At 57.2% G+C, this 15,613-nt stretch carries 17 protein-coding genes; 10 read left to right on the plus strand and 7 right to left on the minus strand.

What is annotated here, in order from left to right; translation table 11 throughout:
* The first annotated feature begins 44 nt into the window (after positions 1-44).
* The 3 genes from upp (at position 45) to ACT3IC_RS15570 (ending at position 2,852) form a co-directional block, all read left to right on the plus strand.
* Positions 45-671, plus strand: a complete 627-nt coding sequence (gene upp, locus ACT3IC_RS15560) for a uracil phosphoribosyltransferase (RefSeq protein WP_032613066.1) — start codon at positions 45-47, stop codon at positions 669-671.
* 94 nt (positions 672-765) lie between these two features.
* Positions 766-2,055: a uracil permease gene (gene uraA / locus ACT3IC_RS15565; RefSeq protein WP_114314300.1), complete on the plus strand. Its 1,290-nt coding sequence runs from the start codon at positions 766-768 to the stop codon at positions 2,053-2,055.
* 95 nt (positions 2,056-2,150) lie between these two features.
* Complete coding sequence (locus ACT3IC_RS15570; protein WP_214422612.1) at positions 2,151-2,852, plus strand: DnaA inactivator Hda; 702 nt, start codon at positions 2,151-2,153, stop codon at positions 2,850-2,852.
* Positions 2,853-2,884: 32 nt separating this feature from the next.
* Here the strand turns inward: ACT3IC_RS15570 and arsC are convergent, their stop codons facing one another.
* Together arsC and bepA are read right to left on the minus strand one after the other, a co-directional pair.
* On the minus strand, positions 2,885-3,244 hold the full coding sequence (gene arsC / locus ACT3IC_RS15575; protein ID WP_159340063.1) for an arsenate reductase (glutaredoxin): 360 nt from the start codon (positions 3,242-3,244) through the stop codon (positions 2,885-2,887).
* An 11-nt stretch (positions 3,245-3,255) separates the two neighbouring features.
* Entirely contained in the window at positions 3,256-4,719 is a 1,464-nt protein-coding gene (gene bepA, locus ACT3IC_RS15580) for a beta-barrel assembly-enhancing protease (protein ID WP_103180682.1), read from the minus strand.
* A 222-nt stretch (positions 4,720-4,941) separates the two neighbouring features.
* Between bepA and ACT3IC_RS15585 the strand changes: the two genes are divergently transcribed.
* Positions 4,942-6,003 carry an AI-2E family transporter gene (locus ACT3IC_RS15585; protein WP_103180681.1) on the plus strand — a complete coding sequence of 354 codons (1,062 nt, stop codon included), beginning with the start codon at positions 4,942-4,944 and terminating at the stop codon, positions 6,001-6,003.
* Positions 6,004-6,098: 95 nt separating this feature from the next.
* Here the strand turns inward: ACT3IC_RS15585 and bcp are convergent, their stop codons facing one another.
* Positions 6,099-6,569 (minus strand): thioredoxin-dependent thiol peroxidase, encoded by a 471-nt coding sequence (gene bcp / locus ACT3IC_RS15590; RefSeq protein ID WP_039029687.1) that lies wholly within the window; start codon positions 6,567-6,569, stop codon positions 6,099-6,101.
* Complete coding sequence (locus ACT3IC_RS15595; RefSeq protein ID WP_197431813.1) at positions 6,569-7,138, minus strand: glycine cleavage system transcriptional repressor; 570 nt, start codon at positions 7,136-7,138, stop codon at positions 6,569-6,571. Before ACT3IC_RS15595 ends, bcp begins: the two co-directional genes overlap by 1 nt.
* Positions 7,139-7,283: 145 nt before the next feature.
* Between ACT3IC_RS15595 and dapA the strand changes: the two genes are divergently transcribed.
* The 6 genes from dapA (at position 7,284) to ypfH (ending at position 13,811) form a co-directional block, all read left to right on the plus strand.
* A complete protein-coding gene (dapA, locus tag ACT3IC_RS15600) occupies positions 7,284-8,162 on the plus strand; it encodes a 4-hydroxy-tetrahydrodipicolinate synthase (protein WP_103180679.1) in 879 nt (292 codons plus the stop codon).
* 16 nt (positions 8,163-8,178) lie between these two features.
* A complete protein-coding gene (gene bamC, locus ACT3IC_RS15605) occupies positions 8,179-9,213 on the plus strand; it encodes an outer membrane protein assembly factor BamC (protein WP_103180678.1) in 1,035 nt (344 codons plus the stop codon).
* A 109-nt stretch (positions 9,214-9,322) separates the two neighbouring features.
* Positions 9,323-10,036, plus strand: coding sequence for a phosphoribosylaminoimidazolesuccinocarboxamide synthase (gene purC / locus ACT3IC_RS15610; RefSeq protein WP_103180677.1), 714 nt, complete (start codon positions 9,323-9,325; stop codon positions 10,034-10,036).
* A 126-nt stretch (positions 10,037-10,162) separates the two neighbouring features.
* Complete coding sequence (ypfJ, locus tag ACT3IC_RS15615) at positions 10,163-11,026, plus strand: KPN_02809 family neutral zinc metallopeptidase (protein WP_156655015.1); 864 nt, start codon at positions 10,163-10,165, stop codon at positions 11,024-11,026.
* Between the two features lie 15 nt (positions 11,027-11,041).
* Positions 11,042-13,042, plus strand: coding sequence for a tRNA(Met) cytidine acetyltransferase TmcA (locus ACT3IC_RS15620; RefSeq protein WP_473478928.1), 2,001 nt, complete (start codon positions 11,042-11,044; stop codon positions 13,040-13,042).
* A gap of 73 nt (positions 13,043-13,115) precedes the next feature.
* Complete coding sequence (gene ypfH / locus ACT3IC_RS15625; protein ID WP_103180674.1) at positions 13,116-13,811, plus strand: esterase; 696 nt, start codon at positions 13,116-13,118, stop codon at positions 13,809-13,811.
* 38 nt (positions 13,812-13,849) lie between these two features.
* On the opposite strand, the gene ACT3IC_RS15630 is transcribed toward ypfH, so the two are convergent.
* From ACT3IC_RS15630 to ACT3IC_RS15640, 3 genes are read right to left on the minus strand one after another with little or no spacing between them, the layout of a single operon-like run.
* Complete coding sequence (locus ACT3IC_RS15630) at positions 13,850-14,047, minus strand: YpfN family protein (protein WP_039029679.1); 198 nt, start codon at positions 14,045-14,047, stop codon at positions 13,850-13,852.
* Between the two features lie 26 nt (positions 14,048-14,073).
* Entirely contained in the window at positions 14,074-15,201 is a 1,128-nt protein-coding gene (dapE, locus tag ACT3IC_RS15635; protein WP_156655013.1) for a succinyl-diaminopimelate desuccinylase, read from the minus strand.
* Positions 15,202-15,204: 3 nt separating this feature from the next.
* Positions 15,205-15,561, minus strand: a complete 357-nt coding sequence (locus tag ACT3IC_RS15640; protein WP_103180672.1) for an ArsC family reductase — start codon at positions 15,559-15,561, stop codon at positions 15,205-15,207.
* Positions 15,562-15,613: the final 52 nt, after the last annotated feature.

Here is a 15,613-nt window from a genome sequence, read left to right on the forward strand (position 1 = left end):
ATCCGGCGATTTTTTTTGTGGCTGCCACCCGAAGGAGAAAGAGAATGAAGATTGTGGAAGTGAAACACCCACTCGTTAAACACAAGCTGGGCCTGATGCGTGAGCATGACATCAGCACTAAGCGCTTTCGTGAACTGGCCTCTGAAGTTGGCAGCTTACTGACCTATGAAGCAACCTCCGATCTGGAAACCGAAACTGTGACCATCGAAGGCTGGAACGGCCCGGTACAGGTTGAGCAGATCAAAGGCAAAAAAATTACCGTTGTGCCAATCCTGCGCGCAGGTCTGGGCATGATGGAAGGGGTGCTGGAGCACGTTCCGAGCGCGCGTATCAGCGTGGTTGGCATCTACCGTAACGAAGAGACGCTGGAGCCGGTGCCCTATTTCCAGAAGCTGGTCTCCAATATCGACGAGCGTATGGCGCTGGTCGTTGACCCGATGCTGGCCACCGGTGGCTCCATGATCGCCACCATCGACCTGCTGAAAAACGCGGGCTGCAGCAGCATCAAAGTATTGGTACTGGTTGCCGCGCCGGAAGGCATTGCTGCGCTGGAAAAAGCGCACCCGGACGTTGAACTGTACACCGCCTCTGTCGATCAGGGCCTGAACGAGCACGGGTACATCATCCCGGGACTCGGCGATGCCGGCGATAAGATTTTTGGTACTAAATAAGTGAATAACGAAAAAGAAGCCGACTTTGATAGTCGGCTTTTTTTTGAATAAAAAACCCAACCGCTTAAAACAAACAACACTTGAGGAAGATTCTATGACGCGCCGTGCTATCGGGGTGAGTGAAAGACCGCCACTTTTGCAGACAATCCCGCTTAGTTTGCAGCACCTGTTTGCGATGTTTGGTGCAACCGTGCTGGTGCCAATCCTGTTCCACATTAACCCGGCCACCGTGCTGCTGTTTAACGGCATCGGTACGCTGCTTTATCTCTTTATTTGTAAAGGTAAGATTCCGGCCTACCTGGGCTCCAGCTTTGCCTTTATCTCCCCGGTCTTGCTGTTGTTGCCGTTAGGCTATGAAGTGGCGCTGGGTGGTTTCATTATGTGCGGCGTGCTGTTCTGTCTGGTGGCTTTCATTGTGAAGAAAGCGGGGACCGGCTGGCTGGATGTGATGTTCCCCCCTGCGGCGATGGGCGCAATCGTTGCCGTCATCGGTCTTGAATTAGCCGGTGTGGCCGCAAACATGGCGGGCCTGCTGCCTGCCGACGGGCAATCCCCGGATACTAAAACCATTACTATCTCGCTGGTCACGCTGGGCGTGACGGTCTTTGGCTCCGTGTTGTTCCGTGGTTTTATGGCAATTATCCCGATCCTGATCGGCGTACTGGCTGGCTATGCGCTCTCCTTTGCGATGGGCGTTGTGGATACCACCCCGATTGCCCAGGCCCACTGGTTCGCGCTGCCAACCTTCTACACCCCGCGCTTTGAGTGGTTTGCCATCTTCACTATTCTGCCTGCGGCGCTGGTGGTGATTGCCGAGCACGTCGGTCACCTGGTGGTGACGGCCAATATCGTCAAGCGCGACCTGATCCGCGACCCGGGTCTGCACCGCTCAATGTTTGCCAACGGCTTCTCAACCATCATCTCCGGTTTCTTCGGCTCCACGCCAAACACTACCTACGGTGAGAATATCGGCGTGATGGCTATTACCCGCGTCTACAGCACCTGGGTTATTGGCGGTGCGGCGATTTTCGCTATCCTGCTCTCCTGCGTCGGTAAGCTGGCGGCGGCTATCCAGATTATCCCGGTTCCGGTGATGGGCGGTGTTTCGCTGCTGTTGTACGGGGTGATTGGCGCCTCCGGTATTCGCGTTCTGATCGACTCAAAAGTTGACTACAGCAAAGCGCAAAACCTGATCCTGACCTCGGTGATCCTGATTATCGGCGTCAGCGGTGCCAAGGTGCACATTGGCGCCGCCGAGCTGAAAGGCATGGCGCTGGCGACCATCGTTGGTATCGGTCTGGCCCTCATCTTCAAGCTGATCTCCGTTCTGCGCCCGGAAGAGGTGGTGCTGGACGCCGAAGAGAGCGAAAAAGTCTCACATTGATCCTGCAACCGGGCGGCCGATCCGCCCGGTTCTCTCCCCGCTTGTTCCGTGTTAAACTCTGGGCCGATTCCGAGTAAGACCTGGTTGAGGTATTTCTGAACGCACCGGCACAGCTCTCTTTGCCACTTTATCTTCCCGACGACGAAACTTTCGCGAGTTTCTGGCCGGGTGATAACCCCTCTTTACTGGCTGCACTGCAAAACGTGTTGCGCCAGGAGCACAGCGGTTACATCTATATCTGGTCACGCGAAGGCGCGGGGCGCAGCCATCTGCTGCACGCCGCCTGTGCTGAACTTTCTCAGCGCGGGGATGCGGTCGGCTATGTGCCGCTGGATAAACGCACCTGGTTTGTGCCGGAGGTGCTCGATGGAATGGAACAGCTGTCGCTGGTCTGCATCGACAATATCGAATGCGTGGCGGGGGATGAGCTGTGGGAAATGGCGATTTTCAATCTCTATAACCGCATTCTGGAGTCGGGGAAGACCCGGCTGCTGATCACCGGCGATCGACCGCCGCGTCAGTTAAATCTCGGGCTGGCCGATCTGGCCTCGCGTCTCGACTGGGGACAAATCTACAAATTACAGCCGCTTTCCGATGAAGATAAGCTGCAGGCTTTGCAGCTGCGGGCGCGGTTACGGGGATTTGAACTGCCGGAAGACGTAGGGCGTTTTCTGCTAAAACGTTTAGATCGCGAGATGCGTACGCTGTTTATGACGCTCGATCAGCTGGATAAGGCATCCATCACTGCCCAGCGGAAACTCACCATTCCTTTTGTGAAAGACATTCTCAATCTTTAGGCCCGGCGCACGCGCTACCGGGCCAATCCTGCTTACTTCACAATCTCAAGCACCTGCTCAGGCGGGCGTCCAATCCGGGCCTGGCCGTTGGCCACCACAATCGGGCGCTCAATCAGCTTCGGATGCTCCACCATCGCCTGAATTAACTCATCTTCACTGAGCGCGCTGTCTGCCAGACGCAACTCTCTGTAAAGCTCCTCTTTCTGGCGCATTAACGCTCTGGCGCTGGTCATTCCCAACTGGGTGAGCAGCGTGCGGAGGGTGTCGGCATCCGGCGGCGTCTCCAGATAGAGCACCACCTGCGGCTCAACGTCGTTGGCTTTCAGCAGGTTCAGGGTTTCGCGGCTCTTTGAGCAGCGAGGGTTATGGTAGATCGTAACCGCGTCAGACATCTTTTCTCCTTTTACATCTTTTCATACGCGCGATAGCGCTGCTGCAGCTGGCGCAACTGATCGATACGGGCATCGTAACGGGCCTGTTGCAGGCTGCCGAGTTTCACCTGCGAGCTGGCGCTGCTCAGCAGGGAGATGGCCTGATCCAGACGTCCGGCCAGGGCATAACCTTCGGCGCGGGCAGCCAGCTCCTGATCGCGATGGCCGAGCGCGGCTTCCGCCTGGGCCAGCAGATCCCAGCCGTTAGGATCATCTTTATTATTGAAGGTGTAGCGGTTGAGAATGGGCGCGGCTTCCTGCGGCTGTCCACCCTGTAAGTAAGCATTCGCCAGGTTGAGTTGCAGGACCGGGTTGTTGCGCAGGTCACGGGCGCCTTTCAGACGGTTGATCGCATCCTGGGCTTTTTTCTGCCCTAAGTCGATGTCAGTTGCCAGATCAAGATACCAGGCATTGTTGGCCTCTGCGGCCAGCAGCGGCTGCAGGTTTTTGCGCGCCTCGTCATAATTGCTGGCCTCCATTGCCTGTAAGGCACGGCCATACCGGGCGGCACGCTGTTCACGCACGTTGCCTTTATTCAGGGCATCGAGCAGATCGTTGGTCAACTGGTTGCGCCCCGAGTTGTACATGCCGAGGGTTCTGACCTTCGCCATATAGAAATCTTCTGAGGACTGCGCCACCACCGGACGCATCTGGTTGGCGCGGTTGCGGGCATCCGAGAGACGGCTTTCCGGCAGGGGGTGAGTCAGCAGAATTTCCGGCGGACGCGAGGAGTAGCGCGCCCGGTCGAGTAACTTTTCGAGGAAGTTCGGCATCGCCTGCGGGTCGAACCCGGAGCGTTGCAGTACCTGAATACCGATGCGGTCCGCTTCCTGTTCATTTTGCTGGGTAAAGCTGATCATCCCCTGACGGGTGCCCGCCAGGGTACCCGTCAGCGCGGCCATACCCGCTTGCGGGCTCGCCATCGCCAGCAGGATAGAGCCCAGTGCGCCCACCCAGGTGAGCGGGGCGCTGCGCTTCTGATCTTCCATCGCGCGCGCCAGGTGACGCTGGGTGACGTGAGAAATTTCGTGCGCCATTACCGAGGCCAGCTGGCTTTCGTTGTCGGCATAGCGGAATAACGCCGAGTGCAGCACCACGTTGCCGCCGAAGAAAGCGAAGGCGTTGATCTCGTCGTTATTGATCAAATAGAAGTGGAAAGGGGTCTTTACCGAATCCGCGTGGGAGACAAGGCGCATCCCCAGCGAATTGATGTACTGCACCAGCAATGGATCGTTGATCAACGGCGCACTGCCGCGCAGCTGGCGCACGTAGAAATCGCCCATTTGCATCTCCTGACCAATGGAGAGCGTGCTTCCTGCCGAGGTGCCCATATCCGGCAATGCGTCTGCAGAGTCAGCGAAGGCTGGCATCATCTGGCCAGCGGTCAGCGCAGCGATGAGCGTCGCAACCAACGTTTTTTTCAACTGCCTGAACATAACCTCTGTCCTGTCTGGTGGGTGTGCTAATTTGACCGAAGAACCCGCATATCGTTCATCTGCGGCTGCTCTGCAAGTGTATGCGCCTCAGGGCGATAAGAAAATCCCTCTTTTCAGGCTTTTGCGTTTTGTGACGGAGCAAGAAAAAGCGAAAGTCTTTTCATTAACTCTTCGATACAATTCACCCTTTACGTTCCGCCAATATCTTCAGGGAAGGGTTGAATGCTCGAGTTATTAATGCAGTGGTACCGCCGACGTTTTAGCGATCCTGAGGCCATTGCTTTGCTGATTATTCTGGTTGCCGGTTTTGGCATCCTCTTCTTCTTTAGCGGGCTGCTGGCGCCGCTACTGGTGGCAATCGTGCTCGCCTATTTACTGGAGTGGCCTACCGTCCGGCTGGAAAATATTGGCTGTTCCCGCCGCTGGGCCAGCATCATCGTGCTGGTCTTTTTTGTCGGCATCCTGATGGTGATGTCCTTTGTAGTATTGCCGATCGCCTGGCAGCAGGGGATCAATCTCATCCGCGATATGCCGGGGATGCTCAGCAAACTCTCTGACTTTGCCGCCACCCTGCCGCGCCGCTATCCGGCCCTGATGGATGCGGGCATCATCGATGCTATGGCCGAGAACATGCGCACCCGCATCATGACGATGGGGGATACGGTGGTGAAATTCTCCCTCGCGTCGCTGGTGGGCCTGCTGACGCTGGCGGTCTATCTGGTGCTGGTGCCGCTGATGGTCTTCTTCCTGGTCAAGGACAAAGATCAGATGCTTAACGCGGTGCGCCGCGTCCTGCCGCGTAACCGTGGGCTGGCAGGACAGGTGTGGAAGGAGATGAACCAGCAGATCACCAACTACATTCGCGGCAAAGTGCTGGAGATGATTGTCGTTGGGGTTGCCACCTGGATTGGCTTCTTAATCTTCGGCCTCAACTACTCGCTACTGCTGGCGGTGCTGGTAGGCTTCTCGGTGCTGATTCCCTATATCGGGGCGTTTGTGGTCACCATTCCGGTAGTGGGCGTGGCGCTCTTCCAGTTTGGTCTGGGCACCGAGTTCTGGAGCTGTTTCGTCGTCTATCTGATTATTCAGGGGCTGGACGGAAACCTGCTGGTTCCGGTGCTGTTCTCGGAAGCGGTAAACCTGCACCCACTCGTCATTATTCTGTCGGTGGTAATTTTTGGCGGATTATGGGGATTCTGGGGAGTCTTCTTCGCGATCCCGCTGGCAACACTGGTTAAAGCGGTGGTGCATGCCTGGCCGGATGTGCCGGCAGTGGAGGAGTAGGCTGTTGCCCGGCGGCGCTAACGCTTGCACGGGCCTATGGATTTTGTAGGCCGGGTAAGCGTAGCGCCACCCGGCGAAACAAGCGAAGAGCCAAATCAGGCGTTCGCTTTCACCCATTCCAGCACCACATCGTGGTGATTGCTGGTTTTGAAGTCATCAAACACGTGTTCAACTTTGCCGTCAGCGTCGATCAGGAAGCTGATGCGGTGGATACCGTCATAGGTTTTACCCATAAAGGTTTTCTCACCCCAGACGCCAAACGCGTTGCAAACCTGGTGATCTTCGTCAGAAAGCAGCGTGAAGTTAAGCAGCTCTTTTTCGGCGAAACGAGACAGTTTTTCCGGTTTGTCGGTGCTGATACCCAGCACTTCGACGCCGGCGGTTTTCAACTCGTCCATGTTATCGCGTAAGCCGCAGGCTTGTACGGTACAGCCTGGGGTCATGGCTTTCGGGTAGAAATAGACCAGTACACGCTGTCCCTGGAAGTCGGTCAAATTTACTTGCTCACCGTCTTGATCGGGCAAGCTAAATTTCGGTGCGATGTCACCGGCTTTCAGTGGATTCATTACTCAACTCCATCCTGTTCATGCTGGGAATAATTGACGACGTTAATACTGCCTTGCGCATTCAGTTCTGTACAGAGGGCTTTGAACGCTTGCTCGATATTTGAGGCATCCCGCGACGCCGGGCTGTGGGCGGTGATCTGAATAAACAGTTTCGGCACGGCGTCATCTTTGCCCGGTTGCGTCCGCGAGACCAGCTCGGCGATATTCATCTGGTGGCTGTCAAACAGGGCGGTAAAGCGTTCGATTAAATGCGGGGAGTCAGTCACTTCCACCTGGACCCAGACGGTAGCCGGCAGGGCAGGCTGCGGGCGCGCGGTGGTGCGCTTCATCACGATCAGCAGATCCAGCTCTGCGCCTTTTAACGGCAGGGTCGATTCAATCAGGGTAATCGCATTCCACGACCCGGAAAGCAGCATGATGAAAGTAAACTCTTCACCCAGCATCGCCAGGCGGCTGTCTTCGATGTTGCAGCCGCAGCTACTGACGTGGCGGGTGATGGTGTTCACGATCCCCGGCCTGTCGGCACCCAGCGCAGTAATAACCAGGTAATGTTGTGATGAGGTTGTCAAACCTGTTCTTCCTTTGCTTGGTTTAGTCTTTCTAAGGAAAGCATAAAAAAAACCGGCATACAATAACCTGGAGGTCTCACGTCGCTTGCTTTTATTACAGCACCAAACGTACCATTGAGGCTCTTGTACGCACAGAGGATGGCCCATGTTCACGGGAAGTATTGTCGCGCTTGTAACACCGATGGATGAGAAAGGTAATGTCTGCCGGTCAAGCCTGAAGAAACTGATTGATTATCATGTCGCCAGCGGAACCTCGGCGATTGTTTCGGTAGGAACTACCGGTGAGTCTGCTACGTTGAGCCACGAAGAGCATGGCGAAGTGGTGTTGATGACCCTTGAACTGGCTGACGGGCGTATCCCGGTTATCGCTGGTACAGGTGCCAACGCCACGGCTGAAGCCATCAGTCTGACCCAGCGCTTCAACGACAGTGGTGTGGTGGGATGCCTGACGGTAACCCCATACTACAACCGTCCTACCCAGGAAGGTCTGTTCCAGCATTTCAAAGCCATCGCTGAACATACTGACTTGCCACAAATTCTGTATAATGTGCCGTCGCGCACTGGCTGCGATATGCTGCCAGAAACGGTAGGCCGCCTCGCGAAAGTAAAAAATATTATCGGTATTAAAGAGGCGACCGGGAACTTAAGCCGCGTTCATCAGATCAAAGAGCTGGTTTCAGACGACTTTATTCTGCTGAGTGGCGATGATGCGACCTCGCTGGACTTTATGCAGCTCGGCGGCCACGGCGTGATTTCCGTGACCTCTAACGTTGCAGCCCGCGATATGGCTGAAATGTGTAAACTGGCTGCGGCTGGTCATTTCCAGGAAGCGCGTGTGATTAACCAGCGTCTGATGCCGCTGCACAACAAATTATTTGTCGAACCCAATCCAATCCCAGTGAAATGGGCATGTAAGGAGTTGGGACTTGTAGCGACCGATACGCTGCGTCTGCCAATGACCCCGATTACCGACCACGGTCGTGAAACGGTCACTGCGGCGCTGAAGCATGCCGGTCTGCTGTAAAGTTTAGGGAGATTTGATGGCTTACTCAGTACAGAAGTCGCGCCTGGTGAAGGTTGCGGGTGTTTCGCTTGTTATGCTGCTCGCGGCCTGTAGCTCAGATTCACGCTACAAGCGCCAGGTGAGCGGTGACGAATCCTATCTGGATGCTGCGCCGCTTGCTGAACTTCATGCACCTGCTGGCATGATCCTGCCCATTCAGAATGGCGACTACAACATTCCGGTTGCCAACGGTAGCGGCGCGGTAGGCAAAGCGCTTGATATTCGTCCGCCAGCACAGCCTCTGGCGCTGGTAAGCGGGGCGCGTACTCAGTTCACCGGCGATACCGCGACGCTGCAGGTTGAGAGCGCGCGCAATGCCGGACTGTGGCCGCAGGTGGTGAGCGTACTTCAGTCGAAGAACTACGCGATTACCCAGCGCGACGATGCCAGCCAGACGCTGACGACAGACTGGATCGAATGGAGCCGTCTGGATGAAGACCAGCAGTACCGTGGGCGCTATCAAGTCTCTGTTAAACCTCAGGGTTATCAGCAGGCGGTGGTGGTTAAACTCATCAACCTGGAGCAGGCGGGCAAACCGGTTGCCGACGCGGCATCCATGCAGCGTTACAGCACCGAACTGCTTAACGTGATTGCTGCGGGTCTTGATAAGAGCGCCACCGACGCGGCGAATGCTGCTCAGAACCGTAATGGTGCCACCTTCGACGTGCAGAGCGCTGCCGACGATACCGGTCTGCCAATGCTGGTAGTGCGTGGTCCGTTCAACCAGGTCTGGCAGCGTCTGCCTTCTACCCTTGAGCGTGTCGGCATGAAAGTCACCGACAGCACCCGCTCAACCGGCAGCATGACGCTCACCTACAAACCGCTCTCTGACAGCAGCTGGGAAGAGCTGGGCGTACGCGATCCGGGTCTGGCTTCGGGCGATTACAAACTTCAGGTCGGCGATCTGGACAACCGTAGCAGCCTGCAGTTTATCGATCCGAAAGGCCATACGCTGACCCAGTCGCAGAATGATGCGCTGGTCGCTGTCCTTCAGGCGGCATTCAGCAAGTAAAAAAAAGGGCTGGTTAATCCAGCCCTTTTAATTTTCGTGCTACGCAAACGTGTGCGTGGCATAATATCTCCAGTTTTGAACACAAATCATCACACCAGGAGTAATGAAGATGCAGAAGCAAGCTGAGTTGTATCGTGGCAAAGCGAAAACCGTATACAGCACGGAAAACCCGGATCTGTTGGTGCTCGAGTTCCGCAATGATACGTCAGCAGGAGATGGCGCGCGCATTGAGCAGTTTGACCGTAAAGGCATGGTGAACAACAAGTTCAACCATTTCATTATGAGCAAGCTCGAAGAGGCGGGTATCCCGACGCAGATGGAAGCGTTACTGTCCGATACAGAGTGTCTGGTGAAGAAGCTGGACATGGTGCCGGTTGAATGTGTCGTCCGTAACCGCGCCGCGGGCTCCCTGGTGAAGCGTCTGGGCATCGAAGAGGGCATGGAGCTGAACCCACCGCTGTTCGACCTGTTCCTGAAAAACGACGCCATGCACGACCCGATGGTCAACGAATCTTACTGCGAAACCTTTGGCTGGGTGAGCAAAGAGAATCTGGCGCGTATGCAGGAGCTGACCTTCAAAGCTAATGACGTGCTGAAGAAGCTCTTTGACGACGCGGGCCTCATTCTGGTCGACTTCAAACTGGAATTCGGATTGTATAAAGGTGAGGTGGTGCTGGGTGATGAATTCTCCCCGGACGGCAGCCGCCTGTGGGACAAAGAGACCCTGGATAAAATGGACAAAGACCGCTTCCGCCAAAGCCTGGGCGGCCTGATTGAAGCGTACGAAGCCGTTGCTCACCGTCTGGGTGTTAAACTCGATTAATCCTGCCCTACCTGCCAGAGGAGCACAGCCTCCTCTGGCATCTCACTCCTGTTTCCTGTGGTAATCTTGCTTCGAAGCGCCTACGATCATACCTGTTATCAAGATGATATTTTTCGAGGTGGGATTATGCGCTGGCAAGGGCGTCGTGAAAGTGACAATGTGGATGACAGACGCAGCAGTAGGGGCCCGTCAATGGGCGGCCCGGGATTTCGCCTGCCGGGAGGCAAGGGCGGCATTATTATTTTGCTGGTGGTCGTGGTGGCGGGCTACTACGGGGTCGACCTGAGCGGGCTGTTAACCGGGCAACCGATTCAGCAACAGCAGCAGGCAACGCGTTCCATCAGCCCAAGTGAAGACGAGGCGGCGAAATTTACGTCGGTCATTCTCGCCACCACAGAAGATACCTGGGGCCAGCTGTTTGAAAAAATGGGCCGTACCTACCAGCAACCGAAGCTGGTGATGTATCGCGGCGCCACCCGCACCGGCTGCGGCACCGGACAATCGGTCATGGGTCCGTTCTACTGTCCTGCTGACTCTACCGTCTATATCGATCTCTCCTTCTACGATGACATGAAACATAAGCTGGGCGCCGACGGCGACTTTGCCCAGGGCTATGTTATCGCCCATGAAGTCGGCCATCACGTGCAAAAACTGCTCGGGATTGAACCTAAAGTGCGTCAGCTGCAGCAGAATGCCAGCGAGAAAGAGGTGAATGCCCTGTCGGTACGCATGGAACTGCAGGCCGACTGCTTCGCCGGCGTCTGGGGTCACAAGATGCAGCAGGAGGGCGTGCTGGAGGCGGGCGATCTGGAAGAGGCCCTCAACGCGGCCCACGCCATTGGCGATGACCGTTTGCAACAGCAAAGTCAGGGCCATGTCGTGCCAGACAGCTTTACGCACGGTACGTCAGAACAGCGCTATAACTGGTTCAAAAAGGGCTTTGACGGCGGCGATCCGGCACAGTGCAATACCTTCGGCAAGGCGCTGTAATTTTCAATGTCAGGGATGAATTTATCAGGCCTGCCTGAACAACTGGCGCGGGAAGGGCACCGGCGGCTGCTGGTGCTGAGCGGGGATGAAACCTGGACGCAGCAGCAGGCGCGGCTGTTGAAAGAGGAGTATCCCGGGGAGTGGCTGTGGATTGGCGCTGATGCCCCGCAGCCGCCATCCTGCGCGCCCCAGGCGCTGCATCGGCTGCTGGGCCGTGAGTTTCTTCACGCTATCTTCGACGCCCGGCACGGCTTCGACGTCTCGGCCTTTGCTGCCGTGGCGGGCACCCTGCGAGCCGGCAGTCTACTGGTTTTACTCACACCCGACCTGACGCATTGGCCAAAGATTCCCGACCAGGATTCGCTGCGCTGGAGCGACAGGCCAGAGCCCATCCCTACGCCGCGCTTTATTGACCGCTTCTGCCGCCACATCCTGGGCGATCCGCAGGTGTTACGCTGGCAGCAGGGCGAGCCTTTTATGCTTACGCCAACGCCACCCGCACCCGACTGGCATCCAGCCAGCGGCGAGCCCCAGAGCGAGCAGGCTGCGATACTGGACCAGCTCATTACCATGCCTGAAGGCGTCGCCGCCGTCACCGCTCCGCGCGGGCGCGGCAAGTCGGCACTGGCGGGCATGCTGTTGCATCGCATTATGGGCAACGCCATTGTCACCGCTCCCGCCAGGGCGGCGACCGACGTCATTGCCCGTTTCGGTGGCGAGCGCTATCGCTTTATGGCCCCTGACGCGCTGCTGGCCCCGGACGAACATGCCGACTGGTTGATCGTTGATGAGGCGGCGGCCATTCCCGGCCCGCTGCTGGAGCGGCTGGTGACGCGCTTTCCCCGGGTCCTGCTGACCACCACGGTGCAGGGCTATGAGGGCACCGGCAGGGGGTTCCTGCTGAAATTCTGCGCCCGTTTTGCCGGGCTGCGTTACTTCACCCTCTCCACCCCGGTGCGCTGGGCGGCAGGCTGCCCGCTGGAGCGCCTTATCGCCCAGGTGCTGCTGTTTGATGATGAGCCCGACGACAGCATCCCGCTGGGGGAGATCGGCTACGCAACCCTGGAGCAGGAGGCCTGGAACCGCGCCCCTGCGCTCCCGGCGGCGGTCTATAAACTGCTTTGCGCGGCCCACTACCGGACATCCCCCCTCGATCTGCGACGCATGATGGATGCCCCCGGACAGCATTTTGCCGTTGCCCGGGCAGGGGAGAGCGTCTGCGGCGCGCTGTGGCTGGTGGAGGAGGGAGGCTTAAGCCCGGCGCTCAGCCAGGCGGTATGGGCGGGCTACCGGCGTCCGCGCGGCAATCTGGTGGCGCAATCTTTGGCGGCACATGGGGGCTCGCCCCTGGCGGCAACGCTGAGCGCGAGACGGGTGACCCGCGTAGCCGTTCATCCTGCCCGCCAGCGCGAAGGCATTGGCCGGGCGCTGGTGGCCGCGGCCTGCCAGCAGACGAGCCTCGACTACCTTTCTGTGAGCTTTGGTTACACCGACGCGCTCTGGCGTTTCTGGCAGCGCTGCGGTTTTGTGCTGGTGCGCATGGGGAGCCACCGGGAGGCCAGCAGCGGCTGCTTCACGGCGATGGCACTCCTGCCGCTTAGCCCGGCGGGGCAGGCGCTGTGTCAGCGCGAGCATCAGCGGCTCTGTCGTGATGCCGCAGTGATTGAACGCATGAACGGAGAAAAGATCCCGGTAGAGCCCGCGGGTGAGTCTACCCTTAATGATGATGACTGGCTGGAGCTGGCCGGATTTGCTTTTGCTCATCGCCCCCTCACGGCGTCGTTTGCCAGTCTGACGCGCCTGCTGCGGTCAACGGTTCTGCCCCTGGCAGGCTTGCGGGGCAAAATCGAGCAGGACCGGGACGACGGCGCGCTGAGCCAGAGTCTGGGGCTGAACGGGCGCAAGGCGTTACTGAATTATCTGCGCAGCGAGGCGGGCCAGGCGCTGGCGCAGCTGGACAGTCAGCGCTGTCAGGAGCTGAAGCAGACGGTTTTGCAATGGCAATTTTTTCAATAACTTCATCAGTAAACTGGCATGTTCATTCTGCCTGTCAGGCGTAGAATCCCGCTTACCCATTAAGGAGACTGCCATGAAACATGACCATTTTGTTGTCCAGAGCCCCGCTATGCCAGCCAAACAGCTTTTGCTGCTGTTTCATGGCGTTGGCGACAACCCGGTCAATATGGGGGAGATTGGCCGCTGGTTTGCACCCCTGTTTCCTGACGCGCTTGTGGTGAGCGTGGGCGCTCCGGAGCCTTGCGGCCCGAACGGCCGTCAGTGGTTTTCCGTGCAGGGCGTGACCGAAGAGAGCCGTCAGGAGCGCGTGGATGCCATCATGCCGGCCTTTGTCGAAACGGTGCGTTACTGGCAGCAGCAAAGCGGTGTGAAGGCGGATGCCACGGCGCTGATCGGTTTTTCCCAGGGAGCGATTATGGCGCTGGAGAGCATAAAAGCGGAGCCAGGCCTGGTCTCGCGGGTAATTGCTTTCAATGGCCGCTATGCGACCTTGCCCGGACAGGCGACCACCAGAACCACTATTCATCTGATCCACGGCGGGGACGATCGCGTGATTGAGCTCTCCCATGCGGTTGCTGCCCAGGAGGCGCTGATCCGCGCGGGCGGTGATGTGACGCTGGATATTGTCGACGATCTGGGGCACGCCATTGACGATCGCAGCATGCAGTTTGCGCTGGATCACCTGCGTTTTACCGTGCCGAAACGTTACTTCGATGAAGCGCTCAGCGGCGGCAAGCCCAATGATGACGACATCGTGGAGTTCTTTTAGCGGATAACCCTCTCCCCGCCGGGGGAGAGGGGCAGGCATTACTTCTTCTGGTCTTTCTTCGGCCAGTCGTCTTCATCATCCCACTTGTCGTTAAAGTCACGATGTGGGGGGAGTTCAGGTTTGTTGGCGAGGAATTTCTTATGGTCAACGCGCTTGAGATCCTTGATCACATTCAGCAGTACGCCTACCAGAAAAACCAGTACCAGGATCCACCAGTATTTAGCCAGCCAGTCCATTCGCTTATCCTTCTTTGGGGCAACCGTCAGGCGACAAGTTGCTCCATGATACGTTGATACATACGGGCCAGCAGTTGCAAATCAGCGGCATTCACGCATTCATTGATTTTATGAATCGTGGCATTCACCGGCCCAAGTTCGACCACCTGTGCACCCATGCGGGCAATAAAGCGTCCGTCAGAGGTACCGCCTGTGGTCAGCAGTTGCGGTTTAATTTCATTATAGTGCGCGATGGCGTTAACTACCGCATCCACCAGTTTGCCGCGCCCGGTCAGGAACGGCTGGCCCGAAAGCCACCAGTCGATGCTGTAGCGCAGCTGGTGTTTCTCCAGCAGGGCCACGACGCGGGCTTTGATCATCTCATCCGTCAGCTCGGTGCTGAAGCGGAAGTTGAACTGCACAAACAGATCGCCAGGAATAACGTTATTGCTGCCGGTACCGGCCTGAATGTTGGCGATCTGCATGCTGGTCGGTGGGAAATATTCATTGCCTTTATCCCACTCAATGCCAACCAGTTCCTCGAGCATCGGCGCGGCGCGGTGCACCGGGTTATCGGCCAGGTGCGGATAAGCCACGTGACCCTGGACGCCGTGAATGGTCAGGTTGCAGGTGATAGAGCCGCGACGGCCATTTTTCACCACGTCGCCCACCATTTCGGTGCTGGACGGCTCGCCCACCAGGCAGTAATCCAGACGTTCATTACGGGCCATCAGCGTTTCAACCACCTTCACGGTGCCGTTTTTAGCGCTGGCCTCTTCATCAGAGGTGATTAAAAACGCCAGGCGGCCTTTATGGTTCGGGTATTGCGCCACGAAACGTTCGGCGGCAACCACCATCGCTGCCAGCGATCCTTTCATATCTGCCGCGCCACGACCAAAGAGCATGCCGTCGCGGATGGTCGGTTCGAAAGGAGGGTTGATCCAGCGATCGGCATCACCGGCGGGTACCACATCGGTATGTCCGGCAAATGCCAGGGTTTCACCCTGGCCGCGCCAGGCCCAGAAATTTTGCGTGTCGCCAAAATCCATCGGTTCGACGGTAAAACCAATCGCCCGCAGGCGTTCGATCATCAGAGCCTGACAACCCGCATCATCAGGGCTCAGGGAGGGGCGGCGAATAAGCTGCTGAGTCAGCTCAATGACCGGGCATGACATAGACTACACCTCAATAAAATAGGTTTGGTATTGATTTTCGTTGAAACCCAGCAGCATAGGCTTACCGGGCGCCCAGAGCAATGGGCGTTTGATGATTGCGGGCATTTCCACCATTAATGCGGCTGCGCTGTCGGCATTGTTGATGCTGGCCCGCACACTTTCATCCAGTTTGCGCCAGGTGGTGCCGCGCGTGTTGAGCAGCGCCTCCCAGCCGAGCTCAGCAATAAATTTCTGCATCAAATCAGCATCAATACCGTCGGCGCGATAGTCGTGAAAACGGTACTCAATGTTGTTGTGCTCCAGCCAGCGGCGGGCTTTTTTAATGGTGTCGCAATTTTTAATGCCATACAGGGTGATCATGGTGAATCCTTTTGTCTTAAAAGTGGTCAGTTGCTCAGTAATTTCGATGAGT

The organism is Leclercia sp. GHBNCSD, from assembly GCF_055805075.1.

What these genes read in the sequence shown, in the direction of transcription:
- upp (WP_032613066.1), top strand. Translation starts at nt 45, where the DNA reads ATGAAGATTGTGGAAGTGAAACACCCACTCGTTAAACACAAGCTGGGC.
- uraA (WP_114314300.1), top strand. Translation starts at nt 766, where the DNA reads ATGACGCGCCGTGCTATCGGGGTGAGTGAAAGACCGCCACTTTTGCAG.
- arsC (WP_159340063.1), bottom strand. Translation starts at nt 3,244, where the DNA reads ATGTCTGACGCGGTTACGATCTACCATAACCCTCGCTGCTCAAAGAGC.
- bepA (WP_103180682.1), bottom strand. Translation starts at nt 4,719, where the DNA reads ATGTTCAGGCAGTTGAAAAAAACGTTGGTTGCGACGCTCATCGCTGCG.
- ACT3IC_RS15585 (WP_103180681.1), top strand. Translation starts at nt 4,942, where the DNA reads ATGCTCGAGTTATTAATGCAGTGGTACCGCCGACGTTTTAGCGATCCT.
- bcp (WP_039029687.1), bottom strand. Translation starts at nt 6,569, where the DNA reads ATGAATCCACTGAAAGCCGGTGACATCGCACCGAAATTTAGCTTGCCC.
- dapA (WP_103180679.1), top strand. Translation starts at nt 7,284, where the DNA reads ATGTTCACGGGAAGTATTGTCGCGCTTGTAACACCGATGGATGAGAAA.
- bamC (WP_103180678.1), top strand. Translation starts at nt 8,179, where the DNA reads ATGGCTTACTCAGTACAGAAGTCGCGCCTGGTGAAGGTTGCGGGTGTT.
- purC (WP_103180677.1), top strand. Translation starts at nt 9,323, where the DNA reads ATGCAGAAGCAAGCTGAGTTGTATCGTGGCAAAGCGAAAACCGTATAC.
- ypfJ (WP_156655015.1), top strand. Translation starts at nt 10,163, where the DNA reads ATGCGCTGGCAAGGGCGTCGTGAAAGTGACAATGTGGATGACAGACGC.
- ACT3IC_RS15620 (WP_473478928.1), top strand. Translation starts at nt 11,042, where the DNA reads ATGAATTTATCAGGCCTGCCTGAACAACTGGCGCGGGAAGGGCACCGG.
- ypfH (WP_103180674.1), top strand. Translation starts at nt 13,116, where the DNA reads ATGAAACATGACCATTTTGTTGTCCAGAGCCCCGCTATGCCAGCCAAA.
- ACT3IC_RS15630 (WP_039029679.1), bottom strand. Translation starts at nt 14,047, where the DNA reads ATGGACTGGCTGGCTAAATACTGGTGGATCCTGGTACTGGTTTTTCTG.
- dapE (WP_156655013.1), bottom strand. Translation starts at nt 15,201, where the DNA reads ATGTCATGCCCGGTCATTGAGCTGACTCAGCAGCTTATTCGCCGCCCC.
- ACT3IC_RS15640 (WP_103180672.1), bottom strand. Translation starts at nt 15,561, where the DNA reads ATGATCACCCTGTATGGCATTAAAAATTGCGACACCATTAAAAAAGCC.